At 63.3% G+C, this 20,314-nt stretch carries 17 protein-coding genes; 4 read left to right on the top strand and 13 right to left on the bottom strand.

What is annotated here, in order from left to right:
• Nucleotides 1-61: 61 nt before the first annotated feature.
• The 6 genes from GSQ79_RS06980 to GSQ79_RS06955 form a co-directional block, all read right to left on the bottom strand.
• The gene (locus GSQ79_RS06980) at nucleotides 62-820 is read right to left on the bottom strand and encodes a hypothetical protein (RefSeq protein WP_158808007.1); all 759 of its coding nucleotides are present in this window, start codon (nucleotides 818-820) and stop codon (nucleotides 62-64) included.
• A gap of 99 nt (nucleotides 821-919) precedes the next feature.
• Nucleotides 920-1,219 carry a hypothetical protein gene (locus GSQ79_RS06975; protein ID WP_158808006.1) on the bottom strand — a complete coding sequence of 100 codons (300 nt, stop codon included), beginning with the start codon at nucleotides 1,217-1,219 and terminating at the stop codon, nucleotides 920-922.
• Between the two features lie 60 nt (nucleotides 1,220-1,279).
• A complete protein-coding gene (locus GSQ79_RS06970) occupies nucleotides 1,280-1,540 on the bottom strand; it encodes a hypothetical protein (RefSeq protein WP_158808005.1) in 261 nt (86 codons plus the stop codon).
• A gap of 181 nt (nucleotides 1,541-1,721) precedes the next feature.
• Nucleotides 1,722-2,615: a LysR family transcriptional regulator gene (locus GSQ79_RS06965; protein WP_158808004.1), complete on the bottom strand. Its 894-nt coding sequence runs from the start codon at nucleotides 2,613-2,615 to the stop codon at nucleotides 1,722-1,724.
• A 14-nt stretch (nucleotides 2,616-2,629) separates the two neighbouring features.
• Nucleotides 2,630-3,847: an efflux RND transporter periplasmic adaptor subunit gene (locus GSQ79_RS06960; RefSeq protein ID WP_210253027.1), complete on the bottom strand. Its 1,218-nt coding sequence runs from the start codon at nucleotides 3,845-3,847 to the stop codon at nucleotides 2,630-2,632.
• Between the two features lie 29 nt (nucleotides 3,848-3,876).
• Entirely contained in the window at nucleotides 3,877-7,041 is a 3,165-nt protein-coding gene (locus GSQ79_RS06955) for an efflux RND transporter permease subunit (protein WP_158808002.1), read from the bottom strand.
• A gap of 154 nt (nucleotides 7,042-7,195) precedes the next feature.
• On the opposite strand from GSQ79_RS06955, the gene GSQ79_RS06950 reads away from it, so the two are divergent.
• The gene (locus GSQ79_RS06950) at nucleotides 7,196-7,660 is read left to right on the top strand and encodes a helix-turn-helix domain-containing protein (protein ID WP_158808001.1); all 465 of its coding nucleotides are present in this window, start codon (nucleotides 7,196-7,198) and stop codon (nucleotides 7,658-7,660) included.
• Between the two features lie 473 nt (nucleotides 7,661-8,133).
• Here the strand turns inward: GSQ79_RS06950 and GSQ79_RS06945 are convergent, their stop codons facing one another.
• Genes GSQ79_RS06945 through GSQ79_RS06920 form a run of 6 tightly spaced genes read right to left on the bottom strand, consistent with a single transcriptional unit; the run spans nucleotide 8,134 to nucleotide 15,845 of the window.
• A complete protein-coding gene (locus tag GSQ79_RS06945; protein WP_158808000.1) occupies nucleotides 8,134-10,452 on the bottom strand; it encodes a N,N-dimethylformamidase beta subunit family domain-containing protein in 2,319 nt (772 codons plus the stop codon).
• A gap of 32 nt (nucleotides 10,453-10,484) precedes the next feature.
• The gene (locus GSQ79_RS06940; protein ID WP_158807999.1) at nucleotides 10,485-12,122 is read right to left on the bottom strand and encodes a branched-chain amino acid ABC transporter permease; all 1,638 of its coding nucleotides are present in this window, start codon (nucleotides 12,120-12,122) and stop codon (nucleotides 10,485-10,487) included.
• 4 nt (nucleotides 12,123-12,126) lie between these two features.
• Nucleotides 12,127-13,038: a branched-chain amino acid ABC transporter permease gene (locus GSQ79_RS06935; protein WP_158807998.1), complete on the bottom strand. Its 912-nt coding sequence runs from the start codon at nucleotides 13,036-13,038 to the stop codon at nucleotides 12,127-12,129.
• 7 nt (nucleotides 13,039-13,045) lie between these two features.
• Nucleotides 13,046-13,807: an ABC transporter ATP-binding protein gene (locus GSQ79_RS06930; protein WP_158807997.1), complete on the bottom strand. Its 762-nt coding sequence runs from the start codon at nucleotides 13,805-13,807 to the stop codon at nucleotides 13,046-13,048.
• Complete coding sequence (locus GSQ79_RS06925; protein ID WP_158807996.1) at nucleotides 13,804-14,562, bottom strand: ABC transporter ATP-binding protein; 759 nt, start codon at nucleotides 14,560-14,562, stop codon at nucleotides 13,804-13,806. The genes GSQ79_RS06930 and GSQ79_RS06925 overlap by 4 nt, the downstream gene beginning before the upstream one ends.
• Nucleotides 14,553-15,845: an ABC transporter substrate-binding protein gene (locus GSQ79_RS06920; RefSeq protein WP_158807995.1), complete on the bottom strand. Its 1,293-nt coding sequence runs from the start codon at nucleotides 15,843-15,845 to the stop codon at nucleotides 14,553-14,555. Before GSQ79_RS06920 ends, GSQ79_RS06925 begins: the two co-directional genes overlap by 10 nt.
• 320 nt (nucleotides 15,846-16,165) lie before the next feature.
• Between GSQ79_RS06920 and GSQ79_RS06915 the strand changes: the two genes are divergently transcribed.
• The 3 genes from GSQ79_RS06915 to GSQ79_RS06905 are packed head-to-tail and all read left to right on the top strand — an operon-like array spanning nucleotide 16,166 to nucleotide 19,627.
• Complete coding sequence (locus GSQ79_RS06915) at nucleotides 16,166-16,855, top strand: response regulator transcription factor (protein WP_246725146.1); 690 nt, start codon at nucleotides 16,166-16,168, stop codon at nucleotides 16,853-16,855.
• A gap of 12 nt (nucleotides 16,856-16,867) precedes the next feature.
• Nucleotides 16,868-18,412 (top strand): hybrid sensor histidine kinase/response regulator, encoded by a 1,545-nt coding sequence (locus tag GSQ79_RS06910; protein ID WP_158807994.1) that lies wholly within the window; start codon nucleotides 16,868-16,870, stop codon nucleotides 18,410-18,412.
• A gap of 15 nt (nucleotides 18,413-18,427) precedes the next feature.
• Nucleotides 18,428-19,627 carry an ABC transporter substrate-binding protein gene (locus GSQ79_RS06905; protein ID WP_246725145.1) on the top strand — a complete coding sequence of 400 codons (1,200 nt, stop codon included), beginning with the start codon at nucleotides 18,428-18,430 and terminating at the stop codon, nucleotides 19,625-19,627.
• A 141-nt stretch (nucleotides 19,628-19,768) separates the two neighbouring features.
• On the opposite strand, the gene GSQ79_RS06900 is transcribed toward GSQ79_RS06905, so the two are convergent.
• Nucleotides 19,769-20,314 (bottom strand): DUF3455 domain-containing protein (locus GSQ79_RS06900; protein WP_210253026.1); only part of this gene is annotated, 546 nt, incomplete at its 5' end.

The raw sequence follows: 20,314 nt of genomic DNA, 5'->3' as shown, positions 1-20,314 counted from the left end.
CGGATCCTCGGCTGACACGCCGGCGCCGATGCTTGCTGTCGGCATCGGCATACAACAAGCCTCAGGCGCGCCCTTTTGCGTATTGCATTGTCCAGACGGCCTCGTCGCCCGGAGAGTAGCGGTTGCCGACCCACGGCGAACCGCAGACGTGCAGGTAGGCGTAGGGCGTGCCCGCGAACATGATCCAAGCCCCCGCATCCCGCACGTCCGTCGGCAGGCCGCAGTGGGTCGCGTCGAACGGCCAGAGCACCATCCAGTGCGGCCCGATGGGGATGGCGGGGCTCGTCTTGTCGAGGGCGTCGGAATTGCTGTGTTGGGTCGCGCCGCAGAGCATGTAGCAGAGGCCAGGCGACGTATTGGACGGACGAGGCTTGCCGGCGAAGATGTCCATGAACCATTGCATGCCGATACGATCAATGCACATCGGCGGGTCGCCGATCCGATTCTCGTCGCCGGGCGTACAGACCCATTCGTTCGTTCCCTGACGTAGGATCGTTGTCATGTTGCCGTGCCGATCCATTTCGGCAATCGTGGCATTTTTGGTGATTTGGTAGGGTCCTGCGCGCATGGCGCGGGCCATCTTCACGGCTTTCACCTCGGCGGATTGATCGCTGCTTGCCAGCCCGGACGGTAGGGCGATCGCCTCGTTGCTGTAACTCCCCTGGACCGCGCCTTGCGCCTTGGATTCGTCGGTCAACGCAGCAATGGCCGCTCCGAAGAATCCCATCCCCACAACCATGTCGCGGCGGTTCAACGGCACCTCACGTTCCCGGCCTTCCTTAGCCGTGCAATCGGCCGCCTTGACTTTATCACCGACCATCAAACCATCGCTCCCTTTTAAATCGGATCGTCGCGCGGAACCGGCTGCACCTCGGGATCGAAGCCTTCAGCCGGTTCGCGCTCATCTCGGTTGATTCCTTCAGCGATCCCCATTCCGGTCGGGTGCATCTCCAAGCGCGCTGCCTGCCGAGGGAGGAGCGGTTTGGCTCATCTCATGGCGCGGAAGCTTCGAGCCGTCGGTCGCGACCGGGTTTGCGGGGAAGGGGTTCGCCGGGTTCGGCACCTGTGGTCCGACAGGGTTGGCGAAAGCGCCCGATGATGTCAGGGCGATGAGCAGGACCAGGAATGATGCTTTGGTCATCTTCAGATATCCGTTCGTAGTTAAGCCGTTGTCGCCAATGCCAAGCTCATAGGCATTGGCAGATGAGCCGGCCGTCATATGGCTCGTGACAGCTGTCGCGCGGTTTCGTTCAAGCGTTTCTGCCCTCTTCTCTTCGACTCATGGGCCCGAATTGAAGTCCGGCTCTGGAAAGATCGGCGCCTTCATCTGACTGGATAACGGATCCGCGCAGCCGACAACTCGTCCGTTATCGGACATATCGAAAAGCCCTTCGTCGCTGCAGCGGGCCGAGCTGCGCCCTTCCAACCCTTGTTCCTGGACCGACGCCGCCTTGGCGGAGGCATTGTCCCTCGCTTGTGCGCCGACATAAGACACCATGATGGCTGCCGCTGCCGTTGGGATCGTGAGTACCGTTTTCATTCAGTGCTCCTATTGACGTACAGCAGGAGAACGGATGCGCTCGGCATAGGATCCGGGCGACGGAGGCCAAGCACCTGTTCCAATTGGGACAAGGCCGTCGGCTTCGGGGCATAGGACTCCGATCCACGATGCCCCGTTACCGTTCGGCGGTCCGGTCTGATCACCGAGGCTCGAGAAATGGTCAACCGAATTGCCGCCAGGGCCGGTTACCGAACGCCTCCTCGAGGAACGCCATGAAAACCCGAACGCGGGGGCTTACGTGCCGACGATCACGATGGAGAATGACCAGCGGATCCTCGTCATCGCTTTGGACGTCCTTCAGGAGGCGCACCAGCGATCCGGCGGCGAGGTCCTTCGCGATCTGGAATTCAGGCAGGCGGGCGATGCCGGCGCCGGCTTGAGCGAGCGCGAGGATCATTTCGATGTGGTCTGCGACGATGCATCCTACAGCCCCATGCTGGAACGAATCATCCGGAACGATCGCCGAGGAGTGCCAGACGGACTGCCGCGGGAAGTTCAGGCACTGGTGACCCGAGAGATCGGCCGCCGTCGATGGCTTAACGCGCGATTCGAGGTATGCCGGCGAGGCGCAGATGACCCACCGGCTTCCTGAGAAGCGCTTCGCGATGAGCGCGGACGGCGGCAGCACGCCGCTAGTGATGGCAACGTCAGCGCCATCGTCGAGATAGGCGCCGCGCTCCGTGCTGAGATTGAACTCGATCCTGAGGTCGGGATGCCTTCGCAGAAACGCCGGCACCAATGGTGCAAGCTGATGCCGCGCGAACGCGGGGATGCATCGGATTTTCAAAGTGCCGTTGACCGTCACCGCGCCGGCCGCCTCGGCGTCCTCGACGGCGGCGACGATGCGATGCGCGGCCTCGAGAAAGACCTCGCCCTCGTAGGTGAGACGCATGGTACGCGAGGAGCGCTGAAGCAGTCTTCGGCCGAGGTGGTCCTCCAGTCGCGCGATCGACTTGCTCACCGCGGACGGTGTCACGCCGCGCGAACGCGCGGCCGTCGAGAAGTCGCCGTCTCCGACGACGCTGACGAACGTGGCGACGTCTTTAAGATCCATCTTCTACACGGAGCTCAATGAGGATCCTTCCCGAATGCCCGGCACTCACGAGCGGACAGTCGGAGATCAACCTTCTCGTCCTTCTGCAGCCTGCCGCGTGCTCCGCTCACGATCGAGGCGGGCGGGTTGAGGATCACCGCATCACCCGGTTCGATCCCTGTCAGGACTTCGACCATGGTTCCGAGATCGCGCCCGATCGTGACTTCGTGCACGCTCACGCGCCCTTCGGCATCGGCGGTCGCTATTCTCGGGCCCTCAGCCCGGAACAGCAGCGCGTTCGCCGATATGCGCACGGTGTGGCCGGCCGTCTTCAATTTGAAGTGCACCTCGGTGTAGCCGCCCGGCAATAGTTCGCCGTTGGCGTTGTTGGCCTCGAGCTCGACCAGCAACGTGCGCGAATGCGGCTCGATCGCGTTGGCGTCGCGCACGAGGGTCGCGGGGAACGTTCGACCGGGGTATTCGGGAAAGCGCAGATCGACGCCGAGACCCGGCTTGACCAACGCGGCATAGCTCTGCGGCACCTGGACGTAGATCCTAAGCTTGCGCGTGTCCGCCATGCGGAAGAGTTCGGGACCCGATCCGCTGCCGGCATTGACGAGGTTGCCGACGTCCACCTGACGGGCGGTGACGACGCCGTCGAACGGCGCCGTCACCCGTTCGAAGCCGGTCAACTGCTCCAGGCGGCTGATCTGCGCCTGCTGCGCCTCGACGTTCGCCTTGGCGACGGCGACGGCAGCGACGCTCGCCTCGTACTTGAGCCGATCCGAATCGCCCTGCTGCTCGCTGGACCAACCCTGGCCGACGAGCCGCGTCGTCCGCCCGTTCGTGACGCGGGCGAGCTCCGTGTTGCTCTGCGCCTGCGTGAGCGCTGCCTGGACCTGCACCAGTTGCGCCCGCGCCTGGACGAGCTGCTGATCCACTTCGGGGGAATCGATCTCCGCAAGGAGGGCGCCGGCCTTCACCTTCGCCCCGATGTCGGCGGACCATCGCTTCACGTAGCCGCTCGTGCGCGCGAAAATGGTCGTCTCGAATTCAGCCTGCACGTTGCCCGGCAGAACGATCTCCTCCTCTCTGGGACCGGCTTGCGCGACGACCGTGGCGAGCGTCGGCACCGCCGCTTCGTCGGTCACGCGGGCGAGCGCGGTTTCGGCGTCGAGGCGGGATGCTATCCCGCTCCATGCCGCGGCTGCGAGCACCGCTCCGATGGTGCCGAGCACGAGGAGACCGCGCATTTTCCGATTGGGATGGTCGGGATCTACTGTCAATGGGATACCTCCGGAATGACGAGCGGACCCACGGCGCGGCGACGGCCATGGATGAACGAGAAGACGGTCGGCACGAACAGGAGGGTTGCGATCGTCGCGAGGCACAGGCCGCCGATCACCGCGCGTCCTAACGGAGCGTTCTGCTCGCCGCCTTCGCCCAGGCCCAACGCCATCGGCACCATTCCGATGATCATGGCGAGCGCGGTCATCAGGACGGGCCGGAACCGTGTGAAGCCGGCATCGAGCGCGGCGGTCAAGGCATCCACGCCATCTTCCTTGAGACGATCGCGCGCGAAGCTCACGACCAGGATGCTGTTCGCCGTCGCGACGCCGACGCTCATGATGGCGCCGGTGAGGGCAGGGACGCTGATCGGCGTATGGGTCAGGAAGAGCATCCACACGATGCCAGCCAGCGCCGCCGGCAACGCCGTGATGATGATGAAGGCGTCGGTCCAAGATTGGAAGTTGATGACGATGAGCAGGTAGACGAGGACGATCGCGAAGGCGAGGCCGCCAAACAGGCCTGTAAACGAGGTGTTCATCGTCTGAACTTGGCCGCGGATCGTCGCCGAGGAGCCGCGCGGCAAGTCCTTGTGGGAAGCCTCGACGAGGCGCTGCACGTCGCGCGCGACCCCACCGAGATCCCGGTCCTGCGTGGTCGCGAAGATGTCGATCGTAGGCGCGACGTTGTAGTGCGTCTCGACCGATGATCCGACGCCGCGCTTGATCGAAGCGATCGCGCCGAGGATCTGCGGCTGCGATCCCGCGATTCCGGTGACCGGGATGTTGCGCAGGGCGTCAAGCGAGTCAAGCTGGACCTGAGGCGTCTGGGTGACGAGCGGATAGGAGACCCCGCCCTTCCTATCGAGCCAGAAGGTCTGGTTGGTCTGGAAGCTGCCCGATAGTGAGATGAGGAGGTTGTTCGCCACGTCCCTCTGCGCGAAGCCGATCTCCTGCGACAGGCTGCGATCGACGGCGATGTCGAACTCTGGGTAGTCGAGATCCTGGTGGATGTGCGCGTCCGCGATTCCGGGCACATGACGGATGCGGTCCAACAACGTCTGTGCAAACGCGTTGTCGGCGTTGATGTTGAACCCTCTGATCTGCACGTCGATCGGCGCGGGCGCGCCGAAGTTTAGGATCTGGGTCACGATGTCGGCCGGTAGGAACGCGAAGGTCACACCGGGGAATCTCGTCGGAAGCTCCGCGCGCAGGCGGCGCACGTAGTCGGCAGTCGGTGCGTGCTCTTCCCTGAGCGTCACCAGGATGTCCGCGTCAGCGGCGCTGGTCGGTGCCGAGTTGCTGTAGGACAAGTTGATCCCGCTCACCGGCAGGCCGATGTTGTCGACTAGGCTAACGAGATCGCCGCCCAAGGCGGTCCGGACCGCGGCCTCGACGTCGTCGCAGAGACGGGTCGTCTCCTCGACACGAAGGCCGGCATGTCCGCGGACGTGCAGCTTAATCTGTCCGGAATCGACGGCTGGGAAGAAGTTGCTCCCGAGCCATGGCGTCAGGGCGAGCGACGCCAGCATGCACACGAGGAAGATCGGCAGGAACACCACCCGTCTCGCGATCGCGATCTTCAGGCCCTCGTGATACCTGGCGCGAAGGCCTTCGAAGCCGTTGTTGAAGCCTCGCTGCAGCCTGACCAGCGGGTTCCGCGTCGGCGCCTCATGCGCGTCGTGGATCCGCAGCCAGTACTTGGCCAAGGTCGGGATCAGCGTGCGCGAGAGGACGTAGGACGCCAGCATGGCGAAGCAGATGGCTTCCGCCAAGGGCACGAAGAGGTAACGCGCGACGCCATTCAGGAAGAACATCGGCACGAAGACGATGCAGATGCAGAGCGTCGCCACCAGCGCCGGCACCGCGATCTCGCGGGCGCCGTTGAGGATCGCCTCCTCCACCTCTTCGCCGTCCTCTAGATGCGTGTTGATGCTCTCGATGGCGACCGTCGCATCGTCGACAAGGATGCCGACGGCGAGCGCCAGGCCGCCCAGGGTCATGATGTTGATGGTCTCGCCGAGCAGCGACAGCGCGATGATCGAGCACAGGACCGATAGCGGAATCGAGATCGTGATGATCAGCGTCGAACGCCAGCTCCCCAGGAACAGGAGGATCATCAGACCGGTCAACGCCGCGGCGATGACGCCCTCGCGCACAACGCCGCTGATCGCCGCCTTCACGAAGACCGACTGGTCGCCGATCGGCTGGATGTCGAGCGCGGGCGGCGAGGCGTCCCGGACGGCGGGCAGCAGCGTCTTGATCTGGTCGATGATCTCGAGCGTAGACGCGTCGCCCGTCTTCTGGATCGTCATCAGTGAGGCATGCTGGCCGTCGACCCGAACGACGTTGGTCTGGGGGGCCGAACCGTCCCTGACGTGGGCGACGTCGTGGACGTAGACGATCGAGCCGTTCACCATCTTGATGGGCAGGTCGTTGAAGCTCTCGACTGCAGTGGGACTGCCGTTCAGCTTAATGTTGTACTCGTATTCTCCGATCTTCTCGGTGCCCGAGGGGATGATCAGGTTCTGGGCGTTCACGGCGTTGACGACGTCCTGGGACGAGACGCCGCGCTCGCGGAGCAGGCGCTGGTCGAGGTCGACCTGGATCTGACGTTGTTTGCCGCCATACGGAAACGGGATCGAGGCACCGGCGACGCCCGCGAGTTGGGTGCGCACGAAGTTGTTGGCGAGGTCGAAAAGGCCCTGCTCGGGGATCGATGCGCTCGACAGCGCCAGCTGGATGATCGGGACGCTCGAGGCGTTGTAGGCGAGGATCAGCGGCGGCGTGATGCCTGGCGGCAGCTGCTTGAGCCAGGCCTGTGACACGGCCGTCAGCTGGCTCATCGACAGGTCGACGTTCGAGCCCTGGTGGAAGAAGTATTTGATCACCGAGACGCCCGCCAGCGACTGCGACTCGATGTGATCGATGTTGCTGACGGTCGCCAGCGAAACGCGTTCGAAACTTCCAGTGATCCGACCGCTCATCTCGTCCGGCGGCATTCCCGAGTACGTCCAGATCACGCTGACGACGGGAATCCTGATGTTGGGGAAGATGTCCTTCGGCGTACTGGCGATCGTGAGCGGACCTAGGATCACGAGCAGAAGTGCCATGACGATGAATGTGTACGGCCTGCTGAGGGCTACCTTGACGATCCACATCTAACGTTCCTCGTCCGACGTTCGCGTCCAGATCTACGGAGGCGTTATTCTTGGTTTAATGATGAAACCATCTCTATGGGTTTTGGTTTAATTGCGCAACCGCTTTAAGCTATGGTGTGCGCGGGATACGAAGGCGAATGCGGGAGCGAGGGTTATGAGGAGGACGGATCTGGGCGGCGCGAACTGTCCGATAGCCCGGTCGCTCGACGAGATCGGCGACTGGTGGACGCTTATGATCGTCCGGGACGCGTTTCGCGGGGCGAGACGATTCAGTGAATTCCAGCGTGGGCTTGGGCTCGCCAAGAACATCCTGAGCGTGCGCCTCCGCAAGATGCTGGACGACGGGATACTCGAACTGGTCCCCGCCGCGGGCGGCGGGGCGCACCGGGAGTACCAGCTCACCGATAAGGGACTTCGCCTTCGCGTGATCCTCGTCGCTATCAGGCAATGGGGCGAGGACCATCTCTTCGAGGCCGGGGAGCCGATGATGGTGATGGTCGGCAAGGAGGACGGACAGCCGATCGGACGACTGCGGCTGACCTCGAAGGATGGGCGCTCGATCGATCCATGGGACATCGACGTCAAGGACGGCGTTCGCGGCACGGAAGATGTCGGATGATCATCTCTATCTGATGAACACCCCCTGCACCGCGAGCTGCCGCAGGATGCTCGGTATGGCCCCGAGGGATGCTATCGCGCCAGGTTTGCCGAGCTCCCGAAAATCTTCATCGGCGATCGCGTTCTGCCGGTCCGTGCTTTTTTCGCGACGGTTGCCTTCGCGGCGTTCGACACGTTCCCATCTGCGCTCGTATCGCCGTATCGTTATCCACGTATTCGCTCTCGCATTCGGCAGTCGGTCCCTCCGAGATCGCTTGCGCGTTCGGAGCCCGCGGAACCGGTGCGTGGCGGATCGTGGTCGTCAGCGGATCGTCACCGGCGATCGCGTCGAAGTCTCTGAAGGCGACATGGCGTAGGCGGCGCTTCGGCTCGTGACGCTTCTATCGAGCGTGGGACGAGGCTCGCGGTTGCGGTGGGTTGGCCGGGACCACGGCAGGCATGTGCATCGGGTCGTCTACCTGGAGGGCTGACCGCTCAACGCCATTGCTTCTCGTCGGACACCCACAGCTCACCTGGAAGCGCCCTGTCCGCCGAGAAGGCGTCGACGACGTTCTTCAGAAGCCTCGAGACGTTGTTTTCGAACACGTTGCAAGGGAGCGCCTGCCCGAACGCGATGGATCCCGTCGAGAAGACCCCGCCGCCATTCGGCGCCGTGAAGTAGACGATGTCGGCGCGGATGCGGTAATCCTGCGTCCCGCTCATGCCGGGGTAGGCGTAGAGGATCTCTTCGACCGAAAGCACGTAGTTGTCGGTATGGCCGCCGGACGAAGCGATGATCTTGGCGTGCGGGGGCGTGCCGAGCTTGAGGTCGTAGCGATCGAGTTCAAGCCCGGCCGATCCACCCTGCGCGAGGCCGAATTCGCCGATGATCTCGCCCTCGATGCCTTCGGTGATCCATGACACCGTTCGATGGTAGCTGTCGGGCATGCGGCGGAACGGCTTGCCGCTTTCGAATCCCTCGCCGATGAAGCCGACGCCGAGCGTCTTCTGCGGCGCCCGGCCGCGATTGCGCCACAGGCCGCTTTTGTCGCCGGTGGTCTGCAGGTAATGTTCGCCCGGCCGGGCCGCCCAGGCGCGCATTCCGGAATCGAGCTTGCGCACCTCCATGACCGACGGATCGTCTTCGCGGTACGCGACGTTCCAGTAGTAGCCGTTGCCGCCCATGTAGATGAAGCGTCCGCCTTCGGCGATGAAGTCCTCCGTGGCGTCGAGGATGCGCTCGGACACGTACTCCGGATGGGTGCCGCTCAGCACGCACTTGTACGGCTTGAGCGCCGCCAAGCCCTCTACGTGGACATCCTCTTCGGTCAGGATCTCGTAGTCGAAGCCGAGCTTGTCCAGCCATGCGATGATCGAGAGGTCGGCCGGGAACTGCCATGTCGTACCCATGCTCGACATACGGTATTTCGGACGCATGTTCATGATCGGGCGGTGGTAGCCGCTGAAACAGACGCCGGCGCCGTCCTCCCATGCATCGTAGGTTGAGAGCCCGAAGTCGGGGTTTTTGTACATCTCGATGTCGATCTCGTCGACGATCGGTGGTTGGCCGGTCATCGGCTGGATGATCTGCGCGTCGAAGCTCAAGTGCTCGTTGCCGTAGGCGAGATAGCTGCCGGTTGGGACCAGGAAGGCGATCGGCGCCTTCGCGACCTTCGCTCGGACGAAGAACACGACGTACTCCTCAGCCAGGCCACGCCCCGGGCCGGCGCGAAGCCGGAACGCGTATGCGCCGCTCTTTAGCGTGTCGGGGAGCTTGATCGTCCGCGTGACCTGCCAGTTGCAGTCGATCATCGCGTCGACGTGGAATTCGACGCCGCCGTATTCCTCCGGCGCCAAACGGAAGCAGTCGTTGCGGCCGTTCCAGTTGTAGCCGGTCTGCGCCCGCACCGGCCTGTTGTAGCCCTGCGCATCGAGGCGGTGCGGACCGGTGTCGACGACGGTATCGCCGATGCCGTGCGGCGTGTAGCCCGCTGTCGTATCCCAGAACGCCACCTGCCCGTCAGCCGGCCGATTGCCGGCCTGCAGCGCCGCCAATTCGTCGCGCGCCATCGCGCGGCCGTAGATCCCGGGTCGATCGAGCTTTCCGCAGAAGCATTGCGCCACGAAGTGGCCCCGCGCCTCGTGCCAGTCCTGCGCGCCTGCGATGAGGAAGGGGGTCGCCAGATCGTTGTCGGGGCGGAAGCGAAGGGTCTCGGCGACGTGGGACCGGTAGTCGATCGGCGCGACCTTGCCGAGGAGGCTGTTGTACCGGTTGAGCATCGGCTCCTGGAAAAGCTCGGCACGCCCGGTTTTCGCGTCGAAGCTAACCGCCACGAAGTACCAGATCCGCGCCATCAGCGGAACTTCGGCCTCGAGCGAATCCACCTCGCGCCCGTCGCCGACCCAGAACTCGAGGATGCCCTTGCGATTGATGCCGAGGCCGTAGCCCTTGTTGGAGCGGATGTCCCAGCGACCGATCATGGTCTGTCGCAAGCCGATCGCGGGCAAGGTCGCCCAGACGTAAGTGAAGAGCGTGAAGCTGCCGTCAAGCGCGAGCACGCGCTCGGAATCCACTACCTTCAGGAAAGAGCCGACCTGCGTGTATTGCTTGGTCACCGCCCATGCGCCGTTGGCCTCGCAGGCGACCTCCTCTTCGATGAAGCCCGGACCGCTCGGATGGGCATCGCCGTGGATCAGCCGCACGAGTTGCGCATCGGCGGTATCGGTGCCGTCGGCGTTGACGTGCACCTTGATCTCGTCGCCGCAGCGCACGGAGATCTTGTCCGTGTAGCCGAACAGCTTGATTTGAGCCATGTGGAGGTCCGCTTGGTCTTGAAGGGATGGGATCAGGACTCGAGAAGGTCCTGGACGCGGCGCAGGAACACGCCGTGGTAGGCTTCGCGCTCGGAGGGGTAGGTCTTCTCCTCGACGACCCGCGGCGCGACGCCGCGATGACCGGAAAGCGCCACGATGCGGTAGGCCTTGAACGGCTCGATTACCGCGATCGCGTACTTGTCGACCTGCGGCTGCCGACGGAAGTAGAGCAGCAGGCGTTCCAGCGGCTCGCTATGCTGGCCGAGCGGATTGCGCGCGTGCTCCTCGACCAGCTTCTCCGACACGACGCCTTTGAGGTAGTCGCGTTGCATCTTGTCGAAGCGCTGGGCGTAGATGAGATCCTTGTCGCCGGCTTCGGTCGCCTCTTCGGGCAGCATCTCTCCACCTTTCTCCGCTCGGGTCGAACGGTTCTCGCTCTTCTTCTTGTCGCGCCAATCGCGAAACTGATGTTTGATTCCGAACAGGCCGTTCTTCAGCAGCAGGACCACGCCGAGCATGATCGCGCCTACGAGGATCAGCCGGATCGGGCCGAGCTGCAGGAACACCTTGTCGATGACGATGACGATGAAGGTGCCGAGCACGGCGCCCTCCGCTTTGCCGAGCCCGCCGATGACGAGCATGGCGAGGCCGAGCAGCACCGAGTCGAAGGAGAAAAGCGACGGCGAGGCACCGTGGAAGTAGGAGGCGTAGAAACCGCCGATCACGCCGAGACCAACCGACGAGATGATGAACACCTGGATGCGGGCCGTGCGGTAGTCGATGCCGACGGCTTGCGCGAAGGCCTCGCGCTTCTCCGGCGCCATCCGCAGGATGCGGCCGAGCCGCTTGCCGTTGACGAAGCGGAACAAGGCAAGTGCCGATAGCATCAGGGCGAACGACGCGAAGTAGCCGATAATCAGCTCCACCCGTTGCGAGGCCCCGGTTGGAATAAACGAGTCCGCGCCATAGACGCCGCCCGTCGCCGAGCCGAAGGTGCGCGACTGCACGACGTAGACTCGGCACAGTTCGTTGAGGCCGAGCGTCAGCAGGGCGTAGTAGAATCCGTCGAGCCGCGTCGCTGGCAGCGCGATAACCACGCCGAAGACGAAGCCGATGCCGCCGCCCACGAACGGCAGCGTCCACCACGGCCAGCCGTAGAAGACTGACATCGAAGCTGCCCCGTAGGCCGCCGCCCCGACCACCGCCATCGTCGCGAGCGAGAAGATGCCGGCGGTGCCGAGGATCAGGGTCCAGCAGAGGTTGATCGCCGCGTAGATCAGGAACACGGTGCCGGCGCTGATCAACGTCGACTGCAGGTCCTTGGGCGCGAGGAACGGCGCGACGGCGATGGCGATGAACGACAGCAGCCACCAGATTGGGCGCTTGTCGACAATCGTCTTCTCGCGCCGCAGGATCTTGGGATTGTACTCGCCGCGGATGTCGAGGACGCGGCGGCGCGTCGGCCAGTAGCGCGTCCGGGTCCAGGTCTTGGCGCCGTGGCCGCGCCACTTATGGTAATAGCGCAGCCGCCCGACCTTGTAGAGTTTCGTATGCGACTGGCGCTTGGCGCGCCAGACCTCGCCAGGATCGCTGTAGGCCTCCGAGGGCGCTTCCTGAGGCTCGGCGTCGCCGCGCCACGGCGCGAGGGGGTTCTTCCAGATCTCGCTCATCGCCTCAGGCCTCCCGCGCTTTGTCGAGAATGCCGGCGATGCCGCGCGGGCGGAACAGCAGCACGATAATGATGAGAAGGAACTGGGTGATCAGGGCGTACTGTCCGCCGAGCAATGCAGATGTCAGCGCCTCGTTGGTGCCGAGAATGACCGCGGCGACGATCGCACCGTTGACGCTTCCAAGACCGCCGAGTAGCGCGACGCTGAGCCCTTTGATCAGCGGCGTCAGGCCGCTGAACGGGCTAATATAGTAGGTCTGCGAGAGCAGCACCGAGGCGAGCCCCGCGAGCGCGCCGGTCAGCGCCATGACGTAGAAGCCGGTGCGCCGGACGCCGATACCGACGAGCGAGGCGGCATGCGGGTTCATCATCATCGCGCGGATTTCCAGACCGCGCCGGCTCGACTTCATCCACCGCAGGGCGAGCGCCAGCAGCACGATCGACGAGATCATCGCGCCGCCCTTGTCGGCTGTGATAACGACGTTGCCGATCGGCAGCTCCCAGTCGCCGAACAGGGGCGGGAGGCTTTTGGCGCGCGGACCGAAGACCTGGAGCAGCACCTGGGTGCCGATGAGGCTTACGGCGAGCGAAGCGATGAGCCCGCGCACGGTGAAGTTCGGCTTGTCGTGGATGGGAATGAACGTCACCGCGCAGATGACGACGCCGCAGGCGGCGCCCGTGAGGATCCCTGCGAGGATAACGATCGGTCCGACGATCCACGTCGTGTCAGAGATCGCGTCGATCGCCTGAAGCTGGTCGCCGACGAGCCAGGCGCCGTAGCCGGCCGTGGCGAAAGTCAGGCCGTAGGCCATGTTGATCAGGCCGAGGCTCGACCAGGTGATCGAGATGCCGATCGCCAGGGTGCCGTAGATGCACGCCAAGGTCACGGCCGAGACGATGACAAATCCTAGATCCACGATGCCCTCACAAGTCGCGTTTGGTCTGGGAGGCGAGCGATGTCGAGGCCTCCCCCTTCAGCGTTCCGACGTGCATGCCGAGGATGCGGTCGACGCGCCCTTCGAGGAGCGCGACGTTCTGCTCGGCGATGATCATTGCGGACGAGCCCAATTCGATCGCCATCAGCGCCTCCATCACGCCCTTGCCGATCTTCGGTGCCAGGCCAAGCGACGGCTCGTCGACGAGGAATAAAGCGGCATCCACCATCAGTCCGCGTCCGATCGACACCATCCGCCGCTCGCCGCCCGACAGTCGCCCGACAGGGACCTTCATAAGCTTCCGCAGCGGCGGGAAGATCGCCAGGATGCGCTCCTTCCGCGGAGCCCGCTCGCGCCATGCCCGCGGAGTGAAGGCGCCGCTGTCGAGATGCTCTTCGACGGTAAGTCCGTGGAAGATCTCGTCGCCCTGCGGCATCACGGCGAGGCCCTGCCGCACGATGAGGTGCGTGTAGCGGCCGGGACCCTGGCTACGCGATCCGCCGACTTCGCGGCCGTTCAATTTGATCGAGCCGCGCTGCCAGCCGGTGAGGCCGGCGATGGCGAGGAACAGTGTCGACTTTCCATGACCGTTGAGCCCGACGACGCCGAGCCGTTCGCCCGGGCGCACCACGAGATCGAGGTCATGGATGACCCGCATAGGACCGTAGCCGGCTGACAGGCCCTTGATCTCGAGGATCGGACCCTGCGGCTCGCTCGAGGCCACCGGTGCGTTCCAGTAGGTCTTGCTCATGCGAGTTCGGCCTCCTCGACGTTCTCGAAGTAGGCGGCGTGGACGCGCGGGTCCGCGATGACGGTGTCGAGGTCGCCTTCGATGATCTTCTCGCCGGCGTCCATGACCATCACGCGATCGGCGATCGTGGCGAGGAGTTCGATGCGGTGTTCGACGATGATGATCGAGACGCTCATCTCCTTCGACAGGAGCCGGATGAGATGATCGAGTTCGTCGACCTCGGCGTTGATGAGGCCGGCGGCCGGCTCGTCGAGGAGCAGCAGCTTGGGGCGTCGCATCAGCAGGCAGGCGAGAAGCAGCTTGCGGCGGTTCAGCGTCTCCAGCCGGTTCGCCGGCATCGCCTCATCGACGCGCAGATTGACGAGCTCCATGCCCCATTCCGCATGGTGGCGCGTGAGATACGGCGCAAAGGCCTGCCGTGCGCCCTTGAAGACCTCGCGGACCGTCAGATCCTCGGGGACGAGCGGCGTCTGGTAGGTCCGGCCGATGCCGAGACGCGCGCGCTGGAACAGCTGCAAGCCGGTGATGTCGCTGCCGTCGAACCAGACCTTGCCGCTCTTCGGCGCGATGCGACCGCTTAGAACCTCGAACAGACTGGTTTTACCCGCACCGTTCGGCCCGATGATGCCGAGGACTTCGCCGGGTGCTACGGCGAGCGAGATCCCCTTGAGGATTTCGCGGCCGCCGAGATCGAGCTTGATCGTGTCGCAGGAGAAAATCGCCGTCTGCGGCGATCCCGTTGCGGTCACGCCCATGGCACCGTCTTGAATTCGGTTTCCTTGAGCGGGAACGGGTAGATGATCTTGCTCTGCTTGTCCTGCACCTGAAAATAGAGCTGGCTCATGCCCTTCTCGAGGTCCTGCGTCCCGACCGGATACTGCACGGCCTCCTGACGCTTGTTGTCCATGATCGACCAGCCGCACACGCCGCGGAACGCCGTCTTGCGCAGCTGCTCGCAGCTTGCCTTGAAGTCTTCCGGCTTCTTGGTCTTTTCCCAGACTTCCTTCATCATGTAGACGATGTCGTAGCCGGCGCCGGTGTAGCAGAGCCCCATGACCTTGCCCGGGAAGCGCTTCTTGTATTTCTCGCGGAACTCGGCGCCCTTCTTGTCGGCATAGACGCCGAGCACCGTGCTCCAGACGAAGCCTTCCGCCGCCTTGCCGGCGAGTTCGAGAAACTCCGGTTGCGATGGGCCGTATTGCAGATAGACGAGCGTGTCCTTCAGTGGATTGGAGCGGAACTGCTTGACGAAGGCGGCGTATTCCGCGGCGACCCAATGGTCGATCATCACCGTTCCGGCGCCGATCTTCTTGATGTCCTGGATCACCGGACCCCAGTCCTGCACCGGATACTGGATGTCGGTGATGCCGGCCAATTCGAACTTGCTGTTCTTTAGCGCCGCCTGGCAGGAATGCGAGATCGTCTGGTTGTAGGCGATCTGCTCCTGGACGATGTGGACCTTGTTGTTGCGAGGCTTCCAGGCGCCGCTCTTTTCAAGATCCTGCAGAAAGATTGGAAAGGTCTCGCCGTAATAGACCTCGGACGGGTCCATCTGGAACATATGGGCGTATTTGTCGGGGTGGGCTGCGACGAGATCGGTCGAGGCGCGCTGGGTGTTGCCGTTCACGTAAGGACAACCGTAGCCGACCGAGGCGTCCATCGCCGGGATCGGCACGAACAAGAACGGCGACGAGATCGCATGGACCTTCTGGTCGACGAGATTGCGGATCGCCGCCTGGCAGCTCTCGGCATTCAGCAGATCGACGTCGACGATGCGGAACTCGAGCGGACGCCCGTTGATGCCGCCAGCGGCGTTGATCTCCTCGAGCGCCAACGTCGAGCCGTTCAGATGATCGTGGTGGTCGGCCACCCCGGCTGCCGCGGTCTGCGAGATGGTGAGGCCGATGAGTATGGGTTCGCCGGTCGGCTTGGCGGGCGCAGCCGAAGCCATCGAATATCTGCCGGTCCCGGCGGTCAGGGCGGCGCCTGCCGCAAAACCCTTCACCAATTGGCGGCGATCGAATGGTTTATCGCTCATACTCTTCACCTCTTCATGCTTGCCGGAGCCGGCCTACGAGACGGAATGGCGCTGGATCTGATCCGCTGGAAAAACCAAGAAGATACGGAATATTGTTTTCGCCTGAGGAAACTTGATATAACGTCTAGATACAGTCAAGGTATTTTTTGATAATGCGTCCGATTTGATCAGAAGCGTACCAAGCACGCATTCGGCCGCGCGGTCCGCTCGTCTTTGCTAAGCGATTGTGCAAGGTGCAGCCCTCATGGAGCCGTTTCGTTCGTGCTGAGAGACTTTGAGCAAATGCCGACGTTGGTCGATCCGCGATTAAGAATGCGGACATGGGCTCTTCCATTGCTGGGATCGAACTCGTGAAGCTTCTAATCGCCGACGACCATTGGCTGATCCGGGATTCCCTCAAGCAGGTGATCCGGCGCTTGGACAAGAACCATCAACTCCTGGAAGCATCCGATTTCGAGGAAGCTCTGGCGATCCTCTCGACGCACGATGACATCGACCTCGTGCTTGCCGATCTGATCATGCCCGGGTTCGACGCCTTCGACGGCTTGCAGGAGTTGAGGACGCGTTTTCCCAATGTCCCCGTAGCCGTCGTGTCGGTCTTCGAAGACCGCGCCCACGTGCTCCGCGCCGTAGAGCAGGGGGTCATCGGCTATATCCCCAAGTCTTCGAGCCCTGCGGAGATCGAGCGGGCCTTCGAGCGCATCCTAGACGGCGAGGTCTACTTTCCGCGGCGATTGCTAGAGGCGGCTCCGCTCGCCAATGCGGCGACGACTCCGAACGCCAGCTATCCGGACGTTGGACTTCTCACCAACCGTGAGCGCGAGGTGATCGATCTCCTTGGAAAGGGACTTTCCGTACAGAAGATCGCCTCCGAACTCGACGTCGCGGCGCACACGGTCCGGGTGCATCTCAGCAGCCTGATGCGCAAGCTGGGTTTGCCGGACCGTGCGGCAACCATCCACTTCGCCATCAACCACGCCGTCGCCGTCGACGCCAGAAGCACGCGTTAGGGCTCGACGCGAATGGCTTCGAGCGAGATCTCCGACGACATACGGCGAGGCCTCGACGAAGCGGCTACCGGCATCGGGGTATGGGATCGCGGTGGGCGCCTGATCTACGCCAACCGTCTGTTCCGAACCCTTTTCCTCCTGGATCGACAATTACGCGAGGAACTCAGCTATCGACGCTTCCTCGATCATGTCGCTGGGTCTCACGAGTTGATCCTGGAGGGGACGATCGAACGATGGGTCGAGGATCGGCATGCCGCCTTCGGGCAGGAAACGAGCTTCGAGCAGCCCATGGCCGACGGGAGGACCCTACAGGTTGATGACCGCGCGCTTCCGCAGGGCGGCATGACGACGACGGTATCGGACGTGTCGAACGTCAGGCGCATCGAATCCGCGCTCAGGAAGGCCAAGGCCGACGCCGAGACGTCGGACCAGGCTAAGTCGCGCTTCCTACGCGCCGCCAACCACGACCTGCGGCAACCTTTGGCGACCCTCAAGATCCTGATCTTCAGCTGCATGGGGGAGGAGGATCTCCAACACCGCGGCGATCTCCTGCACACGATGGATATCTCCGTCTCGATCATGGAGGATCTTCTCGGCGCGCTCCTTCAGATCGGCCAGCTGGACGCAGGCCGAATCGCGGCTCGCATCACGACGTTCCAGCTCGACTCCATCCTCGACCGGTTGCGCATCCAGTTCGCCCATCTTGCGCAGGAGAAGGGGATCACCCTGCGCATCGTAGGCACGCGCTTCGCCGTCGTCTCAGACAAGGCGCTGCTAGAGCGCATCCTTTCGAACATCGTTGCCAACGCGGTGCGCTACACCGACGTTGGAAGCGTGCTCGTCGTTTGTAGGGCCCGGGGAGCGGGCGTCGACATCGAGGTGCGCGATACCGGCCGGGGCATTGAGTCCCAGCATCACGCGTACATCTTCGACGAGTTCTTCCAAGTGCCGAATACGCGCCGGACCAAGCGGCCGGGACTGGGTCTTGGCCTGAACATCGTCAAGCGGGTGGCCGACATCCTGGAGCATCCGATCCGTCTTCGATCCGAACCCGGCCGCGGCTCCGTCTTCACCGTCAGCGTGTCTATCGGCGACGTCTGGCAAAGCGAGCTGGCCGAACCGGAGATCAGCGAAGCCAAGGGTGGCGAGTTTGCGGGCCTATCCGTGATGCTCGTCGAGGACGACCCCGAGCTGCGTCGGGCGACACACGAGCTACTCGAGCGCTGGGGCATGCGGGTCCTGGCCGTCGCATCGATCGCCGAGGCGCTCGGATCTCTCGGTACCCAGACGCTGCCCCGTCTGGTTATCGCGGACTACTCCCTCAATCAGGAGTTGGGGACCGATGCCGTGCATCGCCTCCGCGAGGCGACCGGGTCGGCGATACCGGCCTTCATCATGACCGCCGAGATCGATCCGGCCGTGGTTGCCAGGATCAAGGCGGAAGGCTTTTCTGTGCTCATCAAGCCGGTAAGCCCGCCACGTCTGCGGGTGCTTATGCACAACCTCATCTTCGAGCCTCCGGCGCCCACCAGCGCCCCGACCGTGGATACGCCCTAGATGCAGGATGCCTCCGTGATCCCAATCGGTAGCCTGGTGCCGCTGACCGGACCGTCCGCCGCCGACGGCGCCGAATTCAGGAACGGCATCATCCTCGCCTGCGAGGAGTTGAACGCCAAAGGCGGCATCCTCGGACGCCGGCTGCAACCGATCTTCATGGATACCGGTCGGCAGGATGCCGAGGACGTGGTGCACGCCACGGCGCGTCTGATCGAGGAGCACAATGTCCACGCTATCGTCAACGGCTACAACATCGGACCGCAGAACTCGGAATACGAACTCGTCGCTGACGCCGGCATCCTCTACATACACAGCAACACGTTGCTGCAGCATCACGACACGGTGTCGAGCGATCCCGATCGTTATTTCGGATGCTTCATGGCCGACCCGGCGGAGTACTGGTACGGCCAGGGCTTCATCAAGTTCATCTCATGGCTGCGCGATACCGGCCAATGGCGTCCGCAGAGCAACCGCCTCGCCATCATATCGGGATCGAAGCCCTACAGCATCGTTATCGCCAACGCGATGGCGGACGCCGCCTCGCAGTTCGGCTGGAGCGTCGCTTTCGGGCCGAAGATCGTTGCGACGCCAACTAATGAATGGACCGGCGTCATCGAAGAGGCCAAGGCGACGAAGCCGGCGGCGATCGCTAACACGCACTTCTACGCAAGCGACCTGGCGAGCTTCCACAATCAGTTCATGGCGGCGCCGTCCAATAGCCTGCTGTATCTTCAGTACGGCGCGCTGCACCAATCCTTCCTCGATCTCACCGGCGACCGAGCCAAGGGCGTCATCGTCAGCGCCGTCATCGGCCTCCTCCGCGACAAGATCGGCGAGGGCTTTGCCCAGCGCTACCTGTCGCGCTTCGGCAAGGGCTCGACGCCGGAGATCGGCTGCCAGAGCTACGGATCGCTGAATCACTTCGCGCTGGCGGCGTCGCTCGCCGGCGGCAGCGGAGGTCCGGGCGCTTTCACCCAGAACCGCAGGGTCGCGCAAGCGCTCTTGGAGACGCCCTATCGTACCGTGACAGGGACGATCTGCTACCATCCGACGTGGCAGGCCGCGATCCCCTATCCCGACCATACCAACGACCCGTCGCTTGGCATGCCGCATCTGTTCTACCAGGTGCAAAACCTGTCGAAGCGTCTCGCGCTCGTGGCGCCGGCCCCCTACAATGCTGACAAGTTCGTCGTCCCGCCGTGGTGCATGTCATGACGCGATTGGATGGGAACGCAAACCACCGCCGACTTGGCGCCACCTCAAAGCATTCGAGAAGGACCGCTTCAGCCTAACTTGGGCGGGAGGCAAGTCCTAGCAATTCTTTCTGGATTCGGTTGTCAGATGCCAAGACTGGATTTAATGTAGCTTTGGGGAATGGTCGGCCTTCGTTGCATTTCGGAGAAAGACATAATCGGCCGAGTACGGCTCAAGGTGGAATGAACCGATCGCATTACACGGCCCCGCGAACGCGCCACCGTAAGTATTGAGCCTCTGGACAACGTCCGCTTTGATCAACGGACCTCCACCGCTCCGCCCGATGACCTGGAGTCTGAGTTGGCTGACATCGGCACTTGTGGAGCCAAGCTTTTCACCATCCACTTTTCCAACAATTGCTTCGCCCAATGAAAGCTCCCAAGTAGGGCCTGCATAATGGCGTCCGACGGTTTTCCCGTCTTTCAAAAGTGTCGCAAGCGGCTCCAGTAGAAGCCATTTGGCGCCCACCGAACCCACTGCTGAGCACTCGTAGATCTGCACTCCTACCGCCTGCAACGTCAGAATTGTTATGCCATTTTTTACCGCGACCGGATCTGGAACGCCGTCCGCAAACGCAAGAATGGACGAACCTAGTGCACTGACAATGTCAGAGGATTCACAGGAGCCTGCAGATCTGCGAGTCTGGCG

Origin of the sequence: Beijerinckia sp. L45 (assembly GCF_009765775.1) — a bacterium.
Classification (GTDB): domain Bacteria; phylum Pseudomonadota; class Alphaproteobacteria; order Rhizobiales; family Beijerinckiaceae; genus RH-AL1.
Note: the sequence above shows the minus strand (reverse complement) of the source record. Positions and strands in the feature narration are given on the sequence as shown.

Coding starts and splice junctions, on each gene's coding strand:
- GSQ79_RS06980 (WP_158808007.1), bottom strand. CDS start 820: ATGGTCGGTGATAAAGTCAAGGCGGCCGATTGCACGGCTAAGGAAGGC.
- GSQ79_RS06975 (WP_158808006.1), bottom strand. CDS start 1,219: ATGACGGCCGGCTCATCTGCCAATGCCTATGAGCTTGGCATTGGCGAC.
- GSQ79_RS06970 (WP_158808005.1), bottom strand. CDS start 1,540: ATGAAAACGGTACTCACGATCCCAACGGCAGCGGCAGCCATCATGGTG.
- GSQ79_RS06965 (WP_158808004.1), bottom strand. CDS start 2,615: ATGGATCTTAAAGACGTCGCCACGTTCGTCAGCGTCGTCGGAGACGGC.
- GSQ79_RS06960 (WP_210253027.1), bottom strand. CDS start 3,847: ATGCGCGGTCTCCTCGTGCTCGGCACCATCGGAGCGGTGCTCGCAGCC.
- GSQ79_RS06955 (WP_158808002.1), bottom strand. CDS start 7,041: ATGTGGATCGTCAAGGTAGCCCTCAGCAGGCCGTACACATTCATCGTC.
- GSQ79_RS06950 (WP_158808001.1), top strand. CDS start 7,196: ATGAGGAGGACGGATCTGGGCGGCGCGAACTGTCCGATAGCCCGGTCG.
- GSQ79_RS06945 (WP_158808000.1), bottom strand. CDS start 10,452: ATGGCTCAAATCAAGCTGTTCGGCTACACGGACAAGATCTCCGTGCGC.
- GSQ79_RS06940 (WP_158807999.1), bottom strand. CDS start 12,122: ATGAGCGAGATCTGGAAGAACCCCCTCGCGCCGTGGCGCGGCGACGCC.
- GSQ79_RS06930 (WP_158807997.1), bottom strand. CDS start 13,807: ATGAGCAAGACCTACTGGAACGCACCGGTGGCCTCGAGCGAGCCGCAG.
- GSQ79_RS06925 (WP_158807996.1), bottom strand. CDS start 14,562: ATGGGCGTGACCGCAACGGGATCGCCGCAGACGGCGATTTTCTCCTGC.
- GSQ79_RS06920 (WP_158807995.1), bottom strand. CDS start 15,845: ATGAGCGATAAACCATTCGATCGCCGCCAATTGGTGAAGGGTTTTGCG.
- GSQ79_RS06915 (WP_246725146.1), top strand. CDS start 16,166: ATGGGCTCTTCCATTGCTGGGATCGAACTCGTGAAGCTTCTAATCGCC.
- GSQ79_RS06910 (WP_158807994.1), top strand. CDS start 16,868: ATGGCTTCGAGCGAGATCTCCGACGACATACGGCGAGGCCTCGACGAA.